General features: G+C 44.7%; 17 protein-coding genes. 3 read left to right on the top strand and 14 right to left on the bottom strand.

The window, feature by feature from the left end:
- The first annotated feature begins 3 nt into the window (after nucleotides 1-3).
- Together V8Q34_RS05390 and V8Q34_RS05385 are read left to right on the top strand one after the other, a co-directional pair.
- Nucleotides 4-1,524 carry a response regulator transcription factor gene (locus tag V8Q34_RS05390; protein ID WP_335835013.1) on the top strand — a complete coding sequence of 507 codons (1,521 nt, stop codon included), beginning with the start codon at nucleotides 4-6 and terminating at the stop codon, nucleotides 1,522-1,524.
- 26 nt (nucleotides 1,525-1,550) lie between these two features.
- Nucleotides 1,551-3,260 carry a hypothetical protein gene (locus tag V8Q34_RS05385; protein ID WP_335835012.1) on the top strand — a complete coding sequence of 570 codons (1,710 nt, stop codon included), beginning with the start codon at nucleotides 1,551-1,553 and terminating at the stop codon, nucleotides 3,258-3,260.
- Nucleotides 3,261-3,382: 122 nt separating this feature from the next.
- On the opposite strand, the gene V8Q34_RS05380 is transcribed toward V8Q34_RS05385, so the two are convergent.
- The gene (locus V8Q34_RS05380; RefSeq protein WP_335835011.1) at nucleotides 3,383-5,026 is read right to left on the bottom strand and encodes a hypothetical protein; all 1,644 of its coding nucleotides are present in this window, start codon (nucleotides 5,024-5,026) and stop codon (nucleotides 3,383-3,385) included.
- Nucleotides 5,027-5,206: 180 nt separating this feature from the next.
- Between V8Q34_RS05380 and V8Q34_RS05375 the strand changes: the two genes are divergently transcribed.
- Nucleotides 5,207-5,923, top strand: a complete 717-nt coding sequence (locus tag V8Q34_RS05375; RefSeq protein WP_335835010.1) for an SDR family NAD(P)-dependent oxidoreductase — start codon at nucleotides 5,207-5,209, stop codon at nucleotides 5,921-5,923.
- 78 nt (nucleotides 5,924-6,001) lie between these two features.
- Here V8Q34_RS05375 and V8Q34_RS05370 read toward each other — a convergent pair whose 3' ends face one another.
- The 13 genes from V8Q34_RS05370 to V8Q34_RS05310 form a co-directional block, all read right to left on the bottom strand.
- Entirely contained in the window at nucleotides 6,002-7,543 is a 1,542-nt protein-coding gene (locus tag V8Q34_RS05370) for a xylulokinase (RefSeq protein WP_335835009.1), read from the bottom strand.
- Between the two features lie 24 nt (nucleotides 7,544-7,567).
- Nucleotides 7,568-8,605 carry an alcohol dehydrogenase catalytic domain-containing protein gene (locus tag V8Q34_RS05365; RefSeq protein ID WP_335835008.1) on the bottom strand — a complete coding sequence of 346 codons (1,038 nt, stop codon included), beginning with the start codon at nucleotides 8,603-8,605 and terminating at the stop codon, nucleotides 7,568-7,570.
- A complete protein-coding gene (locus V8Q34_RS05360) occupies nucleotides 8,602-9,624 on the bottom strand; it encodes a Gfo/Idh/MocA family oxidoreductase (RefSeq protein WP_335835007.1) in 1,023 nt (340 codons plus the stop codon). The genes V8Q34_RS05365 and V8Q34_RS05360 overlap by 4 nt, the downstream gene beginning before the upstream one ends.
- 116 nt (nucleotides 9,625-9,740) lie before the next feature.
- A complete protein-coding gene (locus tag V8Q34_RS05355) occupies nucleotides 9,741-10,523 on the bottom strand; it encodes a DeoR/GlpR family DNA-binding transcription regulator (RefSeq protein ID WP_335835006.1) in 783 nt (260 codons plus the stop codon).
- Between the two features lie 118 nt (nucleotides 10,524-10,641).
- On the bottom strand, nucleotides 10,642-11,775 hold the full coding sequence (locus V8Q34_RS05350) for a Gfo/Idh/MocA family protein (protein WP_335835005.1): 1,134 nt from the start codon (nucleotides 11,773-11,775) through the stop codon (nucleotides 10,642-10,644).
- Between the two features lie 17 nt (nucleotides 11,776-11,792).
- Complete coding sequence (locus tag V8Q34_RS05345) at nucleotides 11,793-13,121, bottom strand: hypothetical protein (RefSeq protein WP_335835004.1); 1,329 nt, start codon at nucleotides 13,119-13,121, stop codon at nucleotides 11,793-11,795.
- 20 nt (nucleotides 13,122-13,141) lie between these two features.
- Nucleotides 13,142-14,098 carry a phosphoglycerate dehydrogenase gene (locus V8Q34_RS05340; RefSeq protein WP_335835003.1) on the bottom strand — a complete coding sequence of 319 codons (957 nt, stop codon included), beginning with the start codon at nucleotides 14,096-14,098 and terminating at the stop codon, nucleotides 13,142-13,144.
- 41 nt (nucleotides 14,099-14,139) lie between these two features.
- Complete coding sequence (locus V8Q34_RS05335; protein ID WP_335835200.1) at nucleotides 14,140-15,060, bottom strand: phosphotriesterase family protein; 921 nt, start codon at nucleotides 15,058-15,060, stop codon at nucleotides 14,140-14,142.
- A 39-nt stretch (nucleotides 15,061-15,099) separates the two neighbouring features.
- Nucleotides 15,100-15,675: a glucose-6-phosphate isomerase family protein gene (locus tag V8Q34_RS05330; protein ID WP_335835002.1), complete on the bottom strand. Its 576-nt coding sequence runs from the start codon at nucleotides 15,673-15,675 to the stop codon at nucleotides 15,100-15,102.
- 25 nt (nucleotides 15,676-15,700) lie between these two features.
- Nucleotides 15,701-16,639: a shikimate dehydrogenase family protein gene (locus V8Q34_RS05325; RefSeq protein WP_335835001.1), complete on the bottom strand. Its 939-nt coding sequence runs from the start codon at nucleotides 16,637-16,639 to the stop codon at nucleotides 15,701-15,703.
- A gap of 90 nt (nucleotides 16,640-16,729) precedes the next feature.
- Complete coding sequence (locus V8Q34_RS05320) at nucleotides 16,730-17,410, bottom strand: SDR family NAD(P)-dependent oxidoreductase (protein WP_335835000.1); 681 nt, start codon at nucleotides 17,408-17,410, stop codon at nucleotides 16,730-16,732.
- A 13-nt stretch (nucleotides 17,411-17,423) separates the two neighbouring features.
- Nucleotides 17,424-17,888 carry a VOC family protein gene (locus tag V8Q34_RS05315; protein WP_335834999.1) on the bottom strand — a complete coding sequence of 155 codons (465 nt, stop codon included), beginning with the start codon at nucleotides 17,886-17,888 and terminating at the stop codon, nucleotides 17,424-17,426.
- A gap of 24 nt (nucleotides 17,889-17,912) precedes the next feature.
- Nucleotides 17,913-18,395, bottom strand: coding sequence for a VOC family protein (locus V8Q34_RS05310; RefSeq protein WP_335834998.1), 483 nt, complete (start codon nucleotides 18,393-18,395; stop codon nucleotides 17,913-17,915).
- Nucleotides 18,396-18,403: the final 8 nt, after the last annotated feature.

The raw sequence follows: 18,403 nt of genomic DNA, 5'->3' as shown, positions 1-18,403 counted from the left end.
CAGATGTTACGTTTGATTATTGTGGACGATGAGAAAATTATCCGGGAATCCATACGCCGTCTTATTGACTGGGAGAGCCTGGGTATCGAGGTTGTGGATGTATGCAGAAACGGACTGGAGGCCTATGATGCCATTCTGGACGAATATCCTGACATTGTACTTACTGATATTAAAATGCCGGGCTTATCCGGCCTAGAATTGATTGAAAAACTGAGCGGAACCAGAGAGCATATACAGTTTATTATCCTGTCCGGATACGGGGAATTTGAATACGCAAAACAGGCTATGCGGTTTGGAATACGGCATTATCTGTTAAAGCCATGTAATGAGCGGCAGATCATAGATGCCATAGAGGATGTGAAAAAAGACTGTATGATGCGGCAGGAGTCCGCAGTGGCGGAGGAACAAACTGTCCAGTTCGAGAAAGCCCTGTTCCGTAATCTGGTGACAGACGGAATCGCAGGCGGCGCGGATTCTTTAAAAATAGCGGAATCTTACCAATGTTACCTTGACTTTACCGGAACTGCCTATGACATGCACTATCTGTTTTTCCTGGAGGAATCCCATGTCCAGGAATGTACCCTGGAGATCAGCCGCTATATGCAGGAAAACTATCCCGGATTTTTATTTCATCTTCTGTACGTGAAAAACACTCTGCTCTTTATTCTCAGGGATTTTCACAGGGAAGCCCCTGACTGCAGCGCCTTTTTGGAGAGCCTGCACTTTCCGAAAGAGACAGTTTCCCTGAAACATGAGAAGGAACACCTTGAAAATTTATATCTGCTGTCCGCACGGATTATGGAAAAACTGGCACGCTATGACAAAATTTATTACCTGGATGAGGGCAGCAGGATACCCATATATAATTACAACGGCTGTCTTTTGAGAGCCAAATCCCTTGTAGGAGACTATAACGCAGGAAACCTGTCTTATAAACAGTTTTACGATGACGTCTTCGCGCTTCTGGATACTGTGGAAGACAGAGATTTTCTTAATCTTCTGATCACCAACATGGTACTTCAGGAGTCCCACCATTCATCCGGCACCGAGGGTGTGAATATTGCCGGAATGGAGCTTTTCCGCCTTATGAATGAGTCGGACGGTATCAGTGAACTCCCGGACACTTTCCGGAAACATTTCAGCCGGCTTTTTCCCACTGCCAGTTCCCCCAGCTACAAACCATTCATAGAAAAGCTTCTGGCCTATACCAGGGAACACCTGTCAGATTCCTATCTGTCTCTGAAATGGCTCTCTGAAAATTATCTGTACATGAATGTAGATTATGTAAGCAAACAGTTTTACAAGCAGACCGGAGAAAAATTCTCAGCCTATCTGAACCGGCTGAGGATTCAAAAGGCCCAGGAACTGCTTCTCCACTATGATACAGGCAAAAGCGCAGAAAAGATATATATGGTGGCCGAAGCTGTGGGCTGCGGCAACAATCCTCAGTATTTCAGTCAGTTATTCAGAAAGTATACAGGTATGACACCAACTGATTATATCAAAAAGACAGTACAGGGATAACAATACACAAATTTAAGGAGGTTATTATGCAGCATTACAAAAATTTTAAAATCGCTTCTTACGTACGCGGGGAATTTCTGGCACAGGCAGAAATCCCTGAAATTGAGGAAGGTATCCGATATTTTTCCAGATATCTCCCTCTGGACAAAGTTTATCTTGACACTCACAGGGAAACGTTTGATGTGCCTGTGGAAAAGATGAAAAAGGTAAAAGCGTTGTTTGAATCAGCCGGTATTCAGACGTCAGGCGCCATCACATCCACCATTCGGTTCGAGGGGGATGATAAGTTCCGTATTTTTGATGCCTTTTGTTTCACAGACCCGGCATACCGTGAAAAATATTATGACATTGTAAACTGCACCGCCTCCCTTTTTGATGAGATCATACTGGATGACTTTTTCTACACTTCCTGCCGGTGTGACAGTTGTATTGAAGCGAAGGGAACCAGGGACTGGTCCGAGTTCCGTCTGAAGCAGATGGAGGAAGTTTCCCGGGAAATTACAGCCCTGGCAAAATCCGTAAATCCCAACTGTAAATTTATCATCAAATATCCCAACTGGTATGAATCATACCAGGAGACAGGTTATAATCCCAGTGCTCAAAAAGATATCTTCGACGGTATCTATACAGGAACGGAGTCCCGTCATCCCACTTACAGCCAGCAGCATCTGCAGAGATACTTAAGTTATAGTATGATCCGCCTGATGGAAAACACGGCACCGGGCAAAAACGGCGGCGGCTGGATTGACCAGGGAGATTCTGAAGCCAACCTGAATATCTGGCTGGAACAGGCCTGCCTTACATTATTCGCAGGTGCACGGGAGCTGACGCTGTTCAGTTTCTCTGAACTGATGAACACTCCCTCTCTGCCCCCTTTGGAGCAGCTGTTGTCACGGATAGACAGTATTCTTAATCAGGTCGGAAACCCAGTTGGAATTCCAGTCTATGAACCTTTTGATGCGGATGGTGAAGACCAGCTTATGAATTATCTGGGTATGACAGGCCTGCCCCTGGAGCCCTCACCTTTTTTCGACCAAGACGCGTCTTTCCAGCTGCTCACGGCAAGCGCTGCCTGCGATACTGATGTTGTGGAAAAGTTAAAGGCTTTTGTGCGGTCCGGAAAAAATGCCGCTGTAACCAGCGGATTTTTGAAAGCTGCAGAAGACCGTGGAATAGGTGAAATGACGTCTGTAAAACATACAGGGCGCAAGGCCACGGGCAGCAAATACTGGGCTGATGTATTTCAGAGCGGTCCTCCGGTCTGTCTGGAAGGAAATGCCCCCATCTTTGCGGATGTGCTGCAGTATAAAACAAATGCCACCTGGTGTGAACTGGCTTTCATATCATCTGACAGCAACTTTCCTCTGCTCACTCACGATTTCTATGGAAAGGGACATCTGTATATTTTGAACATTCCGGATAACTTTGCTGACTTGTACTGCCTGCCGAAAGAGGTAAATACCATCATCCACAAATTGTTCTCCCCCCACCTGCCTGTCTGCCTTGCAACACGCCCCAAATGCTGCCTACTGTTGTATGACAATGATACTTTCGGTATTTTCTCCTATCATGATTACCCTGTAGATGCAGAGATCATTCTGAATCGGCCGGAGGATACAGGAATACAGGATCTGGAATCCGGGCTAATATACAAGCCGTCTGTAAACCATAAGTCAGACCGGTTGATCCATATACCAATGTGCAATGGGACATACCGATTTTTCCGGCTGATTTAAACGGCAAATGCACGCTCTAATATGGCATCCATACAGATTTTACTATCTGCGGATGCCATATTGCTGTAGTTTTGTAATTTTATGCTGAATCTTTTTTCATCCGCCATTTATAATGCGGGGTTTTATTTATGTATCAGTTCGTACATAACAAATGCCACATGTCTGCTGTCTTTTGACCAGGAATTTACATTAATGGAGCCCTGTCCCCCGAAGAACTTTAATATCTTTTTCCTGTTTTGGCCATCTGCATCCATGATCCATAGCTCTACATCCATGTTAGGTAAATGTTCATTGGCATCCAGCGCATCCTTTCCATAGGACAAATTGATGACCTTTCCGCCATCCGGTGAGATATGCCCAAACCAGTTGTTCTGTTCCTCAAAAGTCATCTGCGTCTGTTCACTTCCATCACGCCTCATTCTCCATATCTGCATCAATCCCGTACGTGTGCTGTTAAACCAGATATACTTTCCGTCAGGTGAATATTCTGGTCCGTCATTGAATCCGGCCTTCTTTGTCAGACGCTCTTCTTTTCCTCCCCCGGCAGGAATCACATAGACATCCACCTCTTCTTTTCCGTTCACAGTACGGAACGCACAGTATGCAAGCTCCTTTCCGTCAGGGGACCAGCCATGCAGGTAACTGGGTGCCTCCGGCGTGACCAAAACAGCATCTCCTCCTTCAAGAGGCACTTTGTATATTCTGGATAAACCGGATTCTCTGGTACTGTGACTTACTGCTATATATTTTTCATCCGGCGAAAGAACATGATCATTATTACAGTTATCACAAATGCCTGTATCTATCACCATCTCTCTGTCCTCTGAGATACTATATCTCCATATTCTGCCTTCTGAATTGTACAGTATCGTATCACCATCCGACAACCAGTTGGGAGCTTCGATGACCCTGTCATATTCATGGATCTTTTTTACCCCGCCTGTCAGCGTATCCAGAATACATAAGATACTTCTGCTGTTTTCACGGAACTGGATCAGCCCTGATAAAAAAGCAGCCGTATGTTTTATATCTTCCGTTATATCATTGATACTGGAATCCTGGTCTGCAAACTGAGGTATTTCCATAGCTCTTGCGAACTGAAAACATGACTTTATATCAATATCCCCGCAGCCGACTGATGTTTCATAAAGTATACCGGTATCTGCAGCTCTTTTAAAATCCTTATAGTGGATAGATTTTATGTAGTCTGCATTCCTCCATAAAAATGCTTCCGGCTCGGTACCTCCAGCAAATATCCATCCCACATCAGGCTGTGCACCGACTTTTCCCTGACATTCCTCAAGAAGCCATTCATAAGCAGATTTTCCATTTATATGCTCAGCTATATCTTTTGCCCCATTATGCAGAAGCAGTTCTGCTTTGCACTCTTTCAACCGGTCTGCTGCCGCTATACAAAATCCTGCAAACTTTTTGCAGCTCTGCTCCTCAATGGTATCCGGACAATTCCATACAAACTGGCGGATGCCGTATTTGTCTGCCAGGCTGGCCATTTCTTCCGCCACCGCCTCCGGTTCTTTTGTCAGCACATGACATGAAAGTACCTCTAACCCCGCATTTTTTAAAATCGGCATATAATGGGACATTTGATTTTCTGTCCACCCCTTACCGCCAAACGCCCCATGGTCCTTCAACAATATACATGGCTCCACTGTCCTGTATCCCGAATCTGACAAAAATCTGAAGAAACCTTCCGGATTTTCTTTGCTGTTCTTGTCTGCTCCGTATAACTGAACTCCAAATCTCATACTTTATCTCCTATTCTTTTCTATAGTTTTTAATGCATATTTTTTATATTATTTATTTAGCATTGTTTATATTGCATATTTTTTATTATTGTTTTTTATTATTTATTATTGTTATATATTGCTTTTTACGTTATTTTGTATTATACTCAACTCATCCATTAAATATAAGGAGGAAATAAAATGGGCAGACAAATTATAGTTACCGGCGGCTGCGGAGGGTTAGGGTTTGAAATCGTAAAAGCTCATCTCACTCAGGGAGATCAAGTCACTGCTGTTGATTTAAAAATAACTCCTGAAATGACTTCATTGATGGAACAATATCGGGACCTTACCTTTATTCCGTGTGATATCTCCTCAACGACAGATGTCACAAACTCAATATCGGACAAATTTTTATCTGCAGAGCGAATTGATATTCTGTATCACACCGTAGGAATTTACCGGTTTCAGGATAAAGTATATCTCCCGGAAACCGATTTGGACTCCATTGGTTCTATGTTCAACATTAATGCCGTGGGATTCCTGAGAGTGCTAAAGGCTCTGTGGACCAAATTCCACCAAACAGCTATTATCTGTATTACCTCCGAAGCCGGAAGTATTGGAAACAACTTCAGGAGCTGGGAATACGGCTACTGTATGTCAAAATGTGCTGAGAATATGGCCGCGGCTATAGCACAGCATCACTTTGATGAACTCGAAAATGGCTCGCGAATCATGTGTCTGCACCCCGGCTGGCTCAGAACAAAAATGGGTGGTAAAGACGCATTCCTCAATACAGATGCCAGTGTTGCTCCCGAAGACAGTGCCAGATGTATCAAAGAAATTGCGGAAAATATCAATAGCTTCCCCAAAGATATCATGTATATGGATTACAAACAGACACCTCTCAAATGGTAAAAAATACAGCCCCGTCAAACCAAACAGCCCCGGTTGAGCAATAAAACAATTTACCGGGGCTGCCACCTCTTTTTCCTCCTACTGCCCATGCTTCATAATACACTGCAGTTGTCTGAAATATACGCCGGCCTCTGCCGTCAGCTTCTCATAAAATTCTATAAATTTCTTATAGTTTTCATGGTTATCCTGTTGCGGTTCCACCACTGTGCGTATTGAAACAGTTTTGCCTGCCCTTTCTCCTATATCCTTAAAATATCCGATTCCCTTGCCAGCCAATAAACATGCCCCCCAGAGTGCTGTATCCGTCCGGTCCAGAATCTCAAATCTTTTACCGGTCACATCCGCAAGTATCTGAGGCCAGATAGCAGAATCTGCACCGCCTCCAATCAGTTTCACGCTGTTCATACAATATTCCGGGTACACTTTTTCCACCTGATTTACAGTCACTGCAAGATCGTATGCATAACATTCCAATAAAGACCGATAAAAATGCTCTTTTCTGTGAGACCATGTATACCCCATAAACAATCCGCGAAGGCTGTCGTTAAATGGCATAGCGCTTCCCCCGAGAAGACCAACAGCGAACACCCCTTCACTGCCCGGCATAATCTCAGCAGCCTTTTCCTCCAGAATTTTTCTCGAGGTTTTTCTGTCAGCCCTGCCTTCCTTCATAAACTGTTCCGTAAACCATTCCAGCGTAATACCCGATCCCGGAATATACTTGTGAGCAAAAAAAGTGTCTTTATCAGCACCTGATATAATATCAAAACAATGTTTCTCCTCATCTGCCCGCACTTTTTCCACCTTACAGCTAAATCCGCCGTAGGAAGCAGCCTCAAAGATCATATCTCCATTTCTGTCGATACCGCTTCCTATGCATCCCGCCACTTTATCACCTGCACCCGCGATCAGGGGAATACCTGATTCCAATCCCAGTAAACAGGCATTTTTCTTTGAAAGTGTTCCACAAACCGTATCCGCCTGTACAATATCAGGCAGCAGATCCCTGTCTATTCTTATCAGGCTGCACAATTCCTCTGACCATTCCCTGTTCCTGATATCTGCAAGCCCTGTCCAGGCAATATAGGAGGAATCTATGACAGCATCCCCAACAGGCAGTTCCCCCAGCTTACCTATAATATATCCGCTGATGAGAAGATATTTCCTTATACACTTTGCCTTTTCCGGGTATTCCGCTTTGAACCATTCATATTTTGAGCACATTAAGGGGGCATTAGTTCCGCTGATATTTAAAAATTTATCACCAAAGGCCTTCATCTGGCGCTGTGCATACTTTGTATATCGGGTATCCAGAGAACAGGACCATGTGGTGATATCATTCCACTCCTTGTCAACTCCCATAAAGCCTGCCATCTGCCCCGTAAATGCAATTGCTGATATTCTCCCGGAATCATCACCGGCTTTGCGGACGGATTCCTTTATACATCTGAGAACAGCATGATATATATCTGTACCGTTTTGCAGAAAAACACCTGGTAACGGCCTGCTGTCCACAACAGGTTCACTGCTGCCCGCAAGGCATACGCCGGCGTCATTATATATGCCGGTCTTTATAAAACTGGTTCCCAGATCCACTGCCATAAAAAGAAGATTGTTCATAACCCTCCCCCTTCACCTCTGTCACTAAAACACAACTACATGCTTTATTCCCTTTGCACAGGCGGCATTCTCAAATCCTTCCAGTACCTGATCCAGGGAATATGTATGCGTTACAATACTTTTTACTTCAATGATCCCCTGGGATACAAACTCCAGAACCTTTCTGAACTGTCCAATGCTTGAGCGTGTGGACCCGGTAATATATAATTCTTTATAATGAATCAGATTGGTATTCACTGCCACCGGCTGCTTATCCTCCGGTATTCCTCCAAAGAATAAAACTCTACCGCCATAAGCCATAAGCTGCAGTACAGATGCCTGCACCTGAGGTACCGGACAGGCAGTGACCGCTATATCCAAACCTCTTCCGAAAGTATGTTCCCTGACAAAATCCTGAAGCGCACCGCCATGATATACCGTGATATAAGGCATCAGCTGTTTACACGCAGCCAGTCTTTCTTCTGACAGATCATTCATAAATACAACAGCACCTGCCATATGAAGTAATTTTGCATGCATAACACCAATCGGCCCTGCTCCTACAACTAAAGCAAAATCTCCGGGCCTGACACTGCATTTGCTGAATCCGTTATACGCACAGGATAACGGTTCTGTCACAGCCGCCTCTTGTGGTGATACCCCCTTTGGCAGAACCATCATATTTCCCTGACGTATCGCCTTTGAAGGGATTCTTATGTATTCGGCAAATGCTCCATCCATATTAATGCCAAACGCTTTATATTCTGCACACAAATGCGGTTTGCCATTTACACACATATCGCATAACCCACATCCGATATTCGGCTGCATAGCAAGCCTCATGCCTTCCTTATAGAAGGGAACCTTTTCTCCCACCTTTGCAACGGTTCCGGACAGCTCATGCCCTAAGGTCAGGGGATGTTCCTCATCTACACCCTGCGCGCCATTTCTCCACATACGGATATCTGTTCCGCAGATAGCTGCGGCATCCGTCTTTAACAAAATCTCTTCTTCTGTTATTTCCGGCACAGGTATATCAACCAGTCTGATATCATTCTTTCCATAAAGTCTCAGTGCTTTCACTCTGCATTCCTCCTGCGGTTCAGATTTTTTGTGATGATAGAATTTCCCTCTTCTACAGCACGGACAGCCATCAGCCCGTCAAATCCCGTAACGAGAGTTTCCCTGTCTTCTGCTATTGCTTTTATAAAACTTTTATCCTCCTCCAGATAGGCATCTTTAAACAGCTCTGTCCAACTACTGACAAAAGGCCGTGACATACCGGCTGTATCACTGACTGTGACAACACTGTCTGCTTCCGCCCTGCCAATGCGTATACACCCTCTTGTCCCCAGGAGTTCCACCTGGGCGTCATAGCCATATTTGACATAAACAGCCCCGTCAATTACATACTGCACTCCATTCTCCAGCTTTCCCATCATTACCACATTATCGTAATAATCAGGAAACCTCTCTTCTGCATGCTTATTACGATAATTTCCTGCCTCTACATGCATTGTCTTTATATTGCTGCCGGCTATCCACCGGACAGTATCTATGTCGTGGCTGTTAACTTCAGCCAGGATACCATTTGACTTTCTGATATCATACATCCACTCCCGCGGCCTGGAAGGTCCTCTGGTACAGGAACGAATCATGACAAGTTCACCAATTTCTCCTGCATCCAGTCTCTCTTTTGCCTTTCTGTAGCTTGTATCAAAACGCCGCATAAAACCGATCTGCAGCTTCACTTTATTTTTCTCACAGGCCTCAGACATCATTTTGCATTCTTCTGTGTTCATTGCCATTGGTTTTTCACAGAAAATATGCTTTCCCGCATTTGCACAGTATACAACGATATCCTTATGCAGATTTGTGGGTGAAACTACCACAACGGCATCCACTGCATCATCATTTACCGCATCCCTGTAATCCGTATAATATTTGTTTATCCCCAGTTCCTCTGCTGCTGCCTTTGCTGCTTCCTCCACGGCATCTGCAACTGCTTCCATATGCGCACCCGGAACTTTATTGACATAATTCCTGGCATGGATCATACCTGCTCTTCCCGCGCCAATCAAACAAACTCCTACACTTTTCATATTCTCTCCTTTTATTAAAAAAGGAGCCTGCGTCAGGAATCCCGCCGCATTCTCCTTTTCATCCAACAAAACTCTTTTCAAACAGTATCTCTATCACATATACAGCAGGACAAACCTCATACCAGTTCCACCTTAACCTCAGCTGCCTCAAGTTCCTTCAGAAACTTTGTATCAGCGCCCTTATCCGTGATAAAATAATCCACCTGGGATATACTTGCGAAACTGACAAATGCCGTGTGTTCTATTTTCGTACTATCCGCCAGAAAATATATTTCATCGGCAATATGGATCAAAGCTTCCTTTATGACAGCCATATCCATATTCGGTGTTGTCAGACCTTTCTGCATGCTGATTCCGTTTCCGCCTATAAAGGCTTTGTCCACATTTAATCCGGTCAAAGTAACCGCCGCCTTCTGTCCGGTTGTACAATTATAACCTCTCCGCACTTTACCACCTGCCAGAATGATTTCAGCTCTGCTGTTTCTTTCCAGGTATTCGGATATATGAAGATCATTTGTCACCACCGTCAGGTTCCGGAATGTTACCAGCCGTTTTGCGAACTCATAAGTTGTTGTTCCCGAATCAACAGCTATAATATCACCTTCGGAAACATGTGAAACCGCAGCCTGGGCAATCCTCTCTTTTTCTGCAATACATTCAACCGCTTTCTCGTTGGAATTAAGCTCATAATTTCCGCTTTTAACGGATATTACGCCTCCGTGGGTCCTTTTTACATATTTCTTTTCTTCCAATTCTCTCAGGTCATTCCTGATCGTAGCCGGAGATACGGAAAATAAATCGCAGAGCTCCTCCACTGTAGCCTTTATATTCTTATTTACATGATCTACTATTGATTTTTTCCTCTCCTCTGCAAACATACTGTTATCCCGATTTGGCATATAGACCCTTCCCTCTGTACTGATTTAGTTTATTTTTAATTGTGAACTCTTTGCTGCCATTATATCATAACTAAATCATGAACGTCTATTCGGTTTATATACCGGAAATCCGACCAGGCTATATGACCAGAACACTCTCTTCATTCCCCATACCCGGGCCGGCCGAAGGATAGCTTTCCGGAAGTGCCCGCGGCCGTTCAAACCTTGAGGTTATATTCTTAAAACAACCGTCTCTCCAGCTCTTCTCTATACCCTCTAAAATCTCCACTGCATGGCAGGCCATATCTGCACTGGCCCTATGAGGACGTTTTTTAAGCACAGACCAAGCCAGCTCCGCCGCGCCAATCCCCCTTGCATTATCAGAAAATCCGTGAGATGCGGGCAGTATAACGGGTTCGGCCCAGCCTTTCTTCTGCAGGGTAACAGCACCTCCAAACTCATTCGCATTTGGTATCGTCAATATGCCCTCCGTTCCATACAGCGCAACATAGGGCGCTTCCGGAAAAATGGAATCTCCGTTAAAATTCAAAGTTCCCACCGCACCACTCTCAAAGACCAGAATGCCAGCCATAATATTTTCATTCTCAACCGTAAAGGGCTCTCCGAAATATGGGGAAGCCGTATCAGCCACTATCCGTCCCGGCCTGTTCGTCTGCACTATTCCCGCTGTTTGCTTTACCGGTCCCAGAACGGACAAAAGTGCCGTCAGATAATAGATTCCCAAATCAAATCCCATTCCCCCTCCCGGCTCCACTACAAAAGATCCCGGACGGTAAAGCATTCCCATATCTCTGTTGATAGATGCATGACAGGATGTGATCTGTCCGATCAAGCCTCTGTCGACCGCAGACCGGGCGGTCTGAATCCCGGCTCCTAAAAAGGTATCAGGGGCAACTCCGATTCTACGCCCTTTCTCCTCTGCCAACTGCTGAAGCTCTTTTGCCTTTATGTATTCATTAACAATCACTTTTTCCGTATAGACATGCTTCCCCGCCAAAAGGGATTTTTTTATAATATCATAATGGGCAGCAGGCGGTGTCAGGTTTACGACCAGATCGATTTCCCTATCTTCCAGGATTTCCTCAAGGCTGACAGCCCTGATTCCGTATTTCTCTGCTTTACTCTCAGCAGACCTGCCGCCTTTGGAACAACAGCAGGTCACATCCAGCACAGAAAACCTCTGTGTCATATTTTTCAAATAGATATCACTGATGCCTCCGCACCCAATCACCGCTGTCTTCAATGCATTCATTTCTTATATCCTCTCTTTCAGATAAGCGTCATCTCCCAGCTGAATACCTTGGCAATCTGCCGCAGTCCGGCTTTCTGTTTACCTGCAATTATCAAAGCGTGGTGTGAACACAGCTCTTCCATTACCCGCTCCCCATCACTGTATCTTATAAGTGCACCGTTCCTGCAGTCGCTGCCCGGATACTGCACATAACGTTCAATCTCTGCCTCAATCACACTCAGTCTTCCGAAATCAGGATAAATTTTCGCGATCGTCACGGGACCGACCGGAAGCTCCGCATCGACAACAATTGCATTGTCGTCCACAATCTCCAGAACTTTTGGTCTTAATACCCAGTTTCTGCAAAATCGGCGCGGAATAAAGCCAAAATATCCACAGTGCACTCCCAGTGCATGGTTGTCCGGGTCTTCGATATCCGGAAACTTATCAATTTTTTCATGGGCAAGGGCAGCCATACCAACCAGAAACGGATATAGATTCGTCATCATCATGGGCGCTTCCAGACTTCTGTATAAAATGAAGGTACTGAGCATGGTCAGTGTATCTCCCTCGCACGCCCATATGATATCATCCTGTTCAAAAATCATATTCCAGGCAAGGCAAGGGGTGCTGTCACAATGGAATGATTCATTCAAACAGTTGCTTCCAACGCCGTCAACCCCTCCAATCTGTTCGATCACTTCTTTTACCGCCATATATAGCTTTGCAGCAGACAGCTTTGCCTTCTCACATACACCCTCCTCATGGATTTTCCAGCTGTCATACAAGGCCTTCGCATCTTTATCCCTGATTTCCTTTGCTCTGTCCCCCACCGCTTTCCAGCTGCGGTAAATCATTGTAACGCCGAACACCTGCTGCATTTTTTCGGTGCATTCCTGCTCCCACCAGTAAAAACGTTTAAAGATATTTGCCTGCATCCCTTCTCCCGGTGTATCTTGGAACATCAGAAACTTTGCACCATTTTTAAGTCTTTGTTTTACAGCCAGCGCCCGAATCACGGTCTTAGCCAATTGAATCGTATAGGGAGAAAAAATATTCATTCCTTCCCCGCGCAGAAACGTAATAATTTCCCAGTCCCACATCTCCACAGTTCCAAAACGTGATGTAAGCACAATCATCGGAACATCATAAGCGTACAACTCTTTCCGGTGCCGGAACGCTGCTCCCAGAAGCTGGGGAAAGACGATGGCATCAGCCTGCGGCAGAGGTCTGCCTACAGTAACAGTCTCTGTAAAATCAGCCACACCCCCGTAAAATTCCTGCAGGCGGGCCATCTGTTCTGCATATTCTCTCCGTTCTCTTTCATTTGCCTCTTCAAATATCAATGGTACTAATCTTGCTTTCATTGGCATCCTCTTTCTTCCATTCACTCCCTGGTCACTATATAAGCACAATCATTTCCAGATAACACATCAATCAAATTTTTTACTGCCATATTTGCCATATTTTCTGTTGCCTCTCCCGTATGTGCACCGGTATGGGGAGTTACTATGACATTTGGAAGCTCGAACAGAGGAGACGCCTCCGGCGGCTCTACTTCAAAGGCATCTAAACCAAGGCCCCCAAGCTTTCCTTTTTTCAGATATTCATAAGCTGCTTCCTCATCTATTATTCCTCCTCGGGAAGCATTCACTATGATCACGTTTTGTTTCATCTCCTCCATGACAGACGCATTAATCATATGTCTTGTATCACTATTAAGCGGCAGATGAAGACTAACGATATCTGCATTTCGTATTAACTGTTTAAAGGACACTGAGTTAATTCCATTCATCTGACAATATCGGTCATTGATATAAGGATCATATGCGATTACCTTCATATCGAATCCCCCTGCGCATTTGGCCACCACTTTGCCGATAGCTCCAAGTCCTATAATACCCAGCGTTTTTCCGGCCAGCTCTACTCCTGTGTCGCGAATCCATCTGCCGCTGCGAAGCTGACTGTCCAGATATGCGATTTTGCGTGCCGTGCAGAGTATAAGCCCGAAAGCCAGTTCTCCAACAGCCTGCGCATTTGCTCCCGGCGTATTTGTCACAACAATATGATGCCCTTTAGCCGCCTCTATATCTACCCTGTCGCAGCCCGCACCGTATCTGGAGATCACCTTGAGATTTTCACAGGAATCCAGCACGTTTTTTGTAATATAATCAAGTCCGGCTATATATCCATCACAGTCAGAGAGCAGCGGGATCAACTCTTCTTCCCGCAGAGGCCTACCCAGCGGATTAAATACCAGATCTGTAGAAAATTCCTTTAATATGTTCAGTGCCTTCTGATTATTTCCTGGCTGTAAAGAAGTCGGTGTAACTAAAATCTTCATGTAGATAGTCCTTTCTATCAATTACTGCTGCATATGTCCTCTTATTCCAGGAGGCGTACAGGATTACTGCGGGATATCTTTTCTATCTGCCCGGAAGTTATTCCATTCTCCTTCATAACAGGAATAAATGAACATAAAATATAATCAAGACCTACTGCATCTTCTTGATAGGTTCTTAATCTCTCCCTTGTCGTATCCAGGGAAAATAAAATCTGATCTTCAAATCCCGCATCCAGCATTTCTCTGATTATATGTATTTCATCCAAATCACTGTGATATTTGAACCGTCCGATCGTGTCGTACTCAAGAAAAATCCCCTGTTCCAGCAGACTCTTGTGAACAGACAAATCAGGTTCTGCGCGATCCATATGACAAAAGATGATTTTATTTGGCTCTATGCACTGGCGCAGCATATAGGAAAGAAGGCCCATCGGATTTGATCCGGTTTCTATATGTACCATAATCGGCACCTTTGTTTCCCTGGATGCACAGCAGACTGAATAGAACAGTTTTTCATACCGCATGCTGAGATTTTCCCCCTCCAAAGCCGCCTTTATGATACCGGCACGAGCCGGTATCTGTTCCGAATCCATACCATCATCCAGGTTTTCAAACATACCGCAGACTATCTCATTTATAAAGATATCCGCAAGTTGGTCCTCCCGCAGGAAACGGATCCAATGGTTCTCACTGTAAAAAGCCAGTTTATGAAAACCTGTTGACGCAATGATATTGACACCCGTCTGCTCTGAAATGCGACACAGCCCTGCAGCCATCCGGTTACATCCGCACGGCTGCGCATCAATGATCGTCTGTCCGCCTTTTTCTTTATATCTCAAAACCTCCCTCTTACTTTTAGAAAAATCGTCCATACACAAAGCAGTATTTATTCTGCAGGAACCGCCCTTTCTTATCATAAGATGTTCGTGGCACTGACAAAATCCCAGTTCTTCCGAGTTCATCCATCCCTTTACTGTCATGACTTTTCCCACGGCGCTTACCTACCAGTTAGAATTGTCTTCAATTACGGCTTTGCCTTCTCTCTCCATGATTACCTTGTGATATCCCTTGCTTTCAATTGTTCTGTAGTCATGTCCGGCATCTGACGCAAAAGTATAGAACAAAACAAGAGGAACGCTTCCGGTGTTGACTGTTCTGTGTGCATATCTCCTCGGAACATATACAGCCTGACCGGTACACAAGCGCTGCTCTATAGCATCACCTTCCGGATTTTCCATTACCATATATCCCTCACCGCTCAGAGTATAATAGACTTCTGCTGTCTCCAGAACTGTATGAAAATGTCCCTTTGTCATGTAATACTCATTGCCGATTTTTCCGGGATACACAACGGTTGTTCCAAAGGCCAGATCCCCTGCTCTTTCAGGGCATCCCAGTTCATAGAATTCATATATCAGCGGATCTCTTTCCGCCAAAATTTTTTCAGCAGCCTCTGTATCCTGGAACATGTTCTTCATCTGTGAAAGGCTGCGCTTTGTCGTTTCTGCAGTCTTGGAGAATCCTGTTTTCAGATCAAAGTCCACAAGAAAACTACTATCCCAATCAAATTTGTTCATTTCCCGCTCTCCCTGTCATTTATGTTTACACTTCTCTGGCAACAGCACTTAATCTGTCCAGCATACTTCCCTTTATCTCTATATGGAATATTTCTGCGATTACCTGTGTCCAGCCGTGAATAAAATAAGTCCAGCCCCCATATACTTTCAAATTCCTTTTCTCGGCCTGCTTTGCTGCCTGTTCCTGAAAAATCAGGTTTCCGCGGTAATTCAATTCCCAAACCAGACTGTCACACGGAAACAAACAATGATCTGTAAGCGGAGATCCCGGTGCATCCTTTCCCAGCCCTGTGGCATTTACAACTAAAGAATGGGGCTTTAAAGACGCCAGAGTAATATCGTTATCCGCAGGCGTGGGATTATGTATAAATTCAAACTTCGTTCTGCTGTTTATCCCGTCTAAAATTTTCTTTGCTGACTCAAGCCTCGGTGTACTGCGGTTAGCGATTATTATCTTCTCAGGAACATTGTCACCAAATTCCTTTTGTGTAAGGTATAAGCTCATGGCCAGGCAGCTTCCTCCTGCCCCCAGTATCAACACATCCCCACCATAGCGACTCCAATAATCCAGAGGTATAAACGACGCAAGTGTCAGGCCGCTGGAGATTGGATCCTTGGCATGTGCGCAGAGCATCCCATCTCTTTTTGATATGGATGATACCTCACCCAGTTTTTCCGCATAAGGGTCTGCGTAATCAAACAGATCACGACATGCGTTATACAAGTCTATCTTATGTGTCGTTACCAGTGCTCCCAGAGAAAGAGGGTCTCTCCTGATAAATGCAACTGCCTTTCTGTAGTATTCCGGAGACGCATGCAAAGGAAAATCCATTCCTTTTATAACAGTATCTTTCAGCCCTAACTCCTCCGCCCATTTTGGAAAAACCTTCATAATAGAGGAACTCCCGGTAGTGACACCAATAAAATAGATGGTAGGCTGCGTTGCGGCTTTATAATTATTCATTGTTACATACTCCTTTTTATCACCCTGTCCATTTGATATTCACTCATTGTAACAGTCCGGCTGGCTGAATATCTACTCTCTCATCAGCATTTAAAGGGGCATTGGCTCGCCTTTATAATCAATAAACCATTCACCTTCACGGATAACTGTTTCCTTTTCAAGGATCTTGCAGATACCCTCCGCTGATTCCTCCGGCTCAATCTGCGCTGTGGTCCGTCCCATAACAGTATTCATCCTTCCCGGATGCATGGCCAGGATTTCCACATCATCTACCGTACACCTTAAGGTCTGAATGACTTTATTCGCTGCTGTCTTCGTGATTCCATACCCCGGAAACATATCCCCCTCACAGGAAAAACTGCCGCCCTCCGAGGTAACTGCAACATACCGGCCACCTCTCTCCATCAGGGGATAGAACTGTCTGAACCCCATAATTATACCTGCTGCATTGATTCTAAAAGCAGTCATTAAATCCTCTATATCTGCTGTCAGAAGTGAATTTTCCCTGTCACTCTGCATCAGAACACCTGCCACATGAACTACAGCATCCAGTCTTACACCTTTTGCCCCAATCTCACCTGCTGCCTTTTTAACAGAACTTTCGTCAGAGACGTCCATAAGGTATGCGGATATATTTTTATCCCCAAACAGACTGTTGCCCAGATTACTTTCCTTCAGGACACCTGCATTGACCTGATGGCCGCGCTTTGCCAGTTCCTCACATAATACCTTTCCCAGTCCCCGGTCCGCACCGATTACCAATACATTCATATTCTCCTCCCATTCACTCCTTATCACTTTCCAGCAGTTCAACTAAGCATTTAAAATCCTCATAAGCGGCCAGGTAAGCATATCTCCCGTCAGCACTCCCATACTCACCTTTCTGCTGAAGCTGCATACCCAGGCTCTCACAACCTGCAATGGTATCAGCCATGCCTTTTACATGAAATGCGATATGATGGATTCCTTCCCCATGTTCGTCCAGAAATTCCCGCCATGTGGACGGTGCTTTATTGGGCTGAATCAATTCAATCTGAAAACCATTGTCCAGGTTAAAAAAGGCCATCAGACACTCAGCCTCCGGAGCAGCTTTTCCTTTGTATTCCGTCTGTGTCACCTCATATTTGCCGCAGTCAACCGTTGGCGGCACCGGCATTCCGAATAATTCAGCAAATTTCTGCTTGGTCTGTTCTACATCCTTTACAATAAATCCCACCTGTGCAAGTTTATTTAAATCTAATACACTCATTTTATCTTCTCCTTTATGCAGTGATTATTTTAATAAGTTCTTAATGATTTCCCTGTTGTCGTCATCATATTTTATATTAACTTCCAGACCGAGTAATTCTCTTGTATCATAGAAAGAGTAGGTACCATCCGGATAATAGCCGATATGGTAATAGGGCTCTGCGCCCAGCTCCCTCAGTGTCTCTTCTGCCTTTTCTTTCTCCGGAACAATAAAACTGATATGCTGGAAGCCTTCCCCGTTTTTCTCCATACACAGTTTCCATGGGTTCGGTTCGTCTCCCGGCTGTACAATTTCCATTTTAACATTATCAAATTCAATAACTGATATCAGACATCCCTTATAATCCTCCAGCTTTCCGAAGGTAAGGGCCGGTGCCTCCTCTTTGGACGGAATTGCCCAGACAGCCGGTTTCTCGATTCCAAGAAAACGCGCCCAGTTTTCAGTGATCTTGTGAATATCTTTTGTGACAAATGCAATGTGACATACTCTGTTCGTTCCAATAGACATTGTTTTTC

The sequence above is a fragment of the Blautia sp. JLR.GB0024 genome, from assembly GCF_037000545.1.
GTDB lineage: Bacteria > Bacillota > Clostridia > Lachnospirales > Lachnospiraceae > Blautia > Blautia celeris.
Note: the sequence above shows the minus strand (reverse complement) of the source record. Positions and strands in the feature narration are given on the sequence as shown.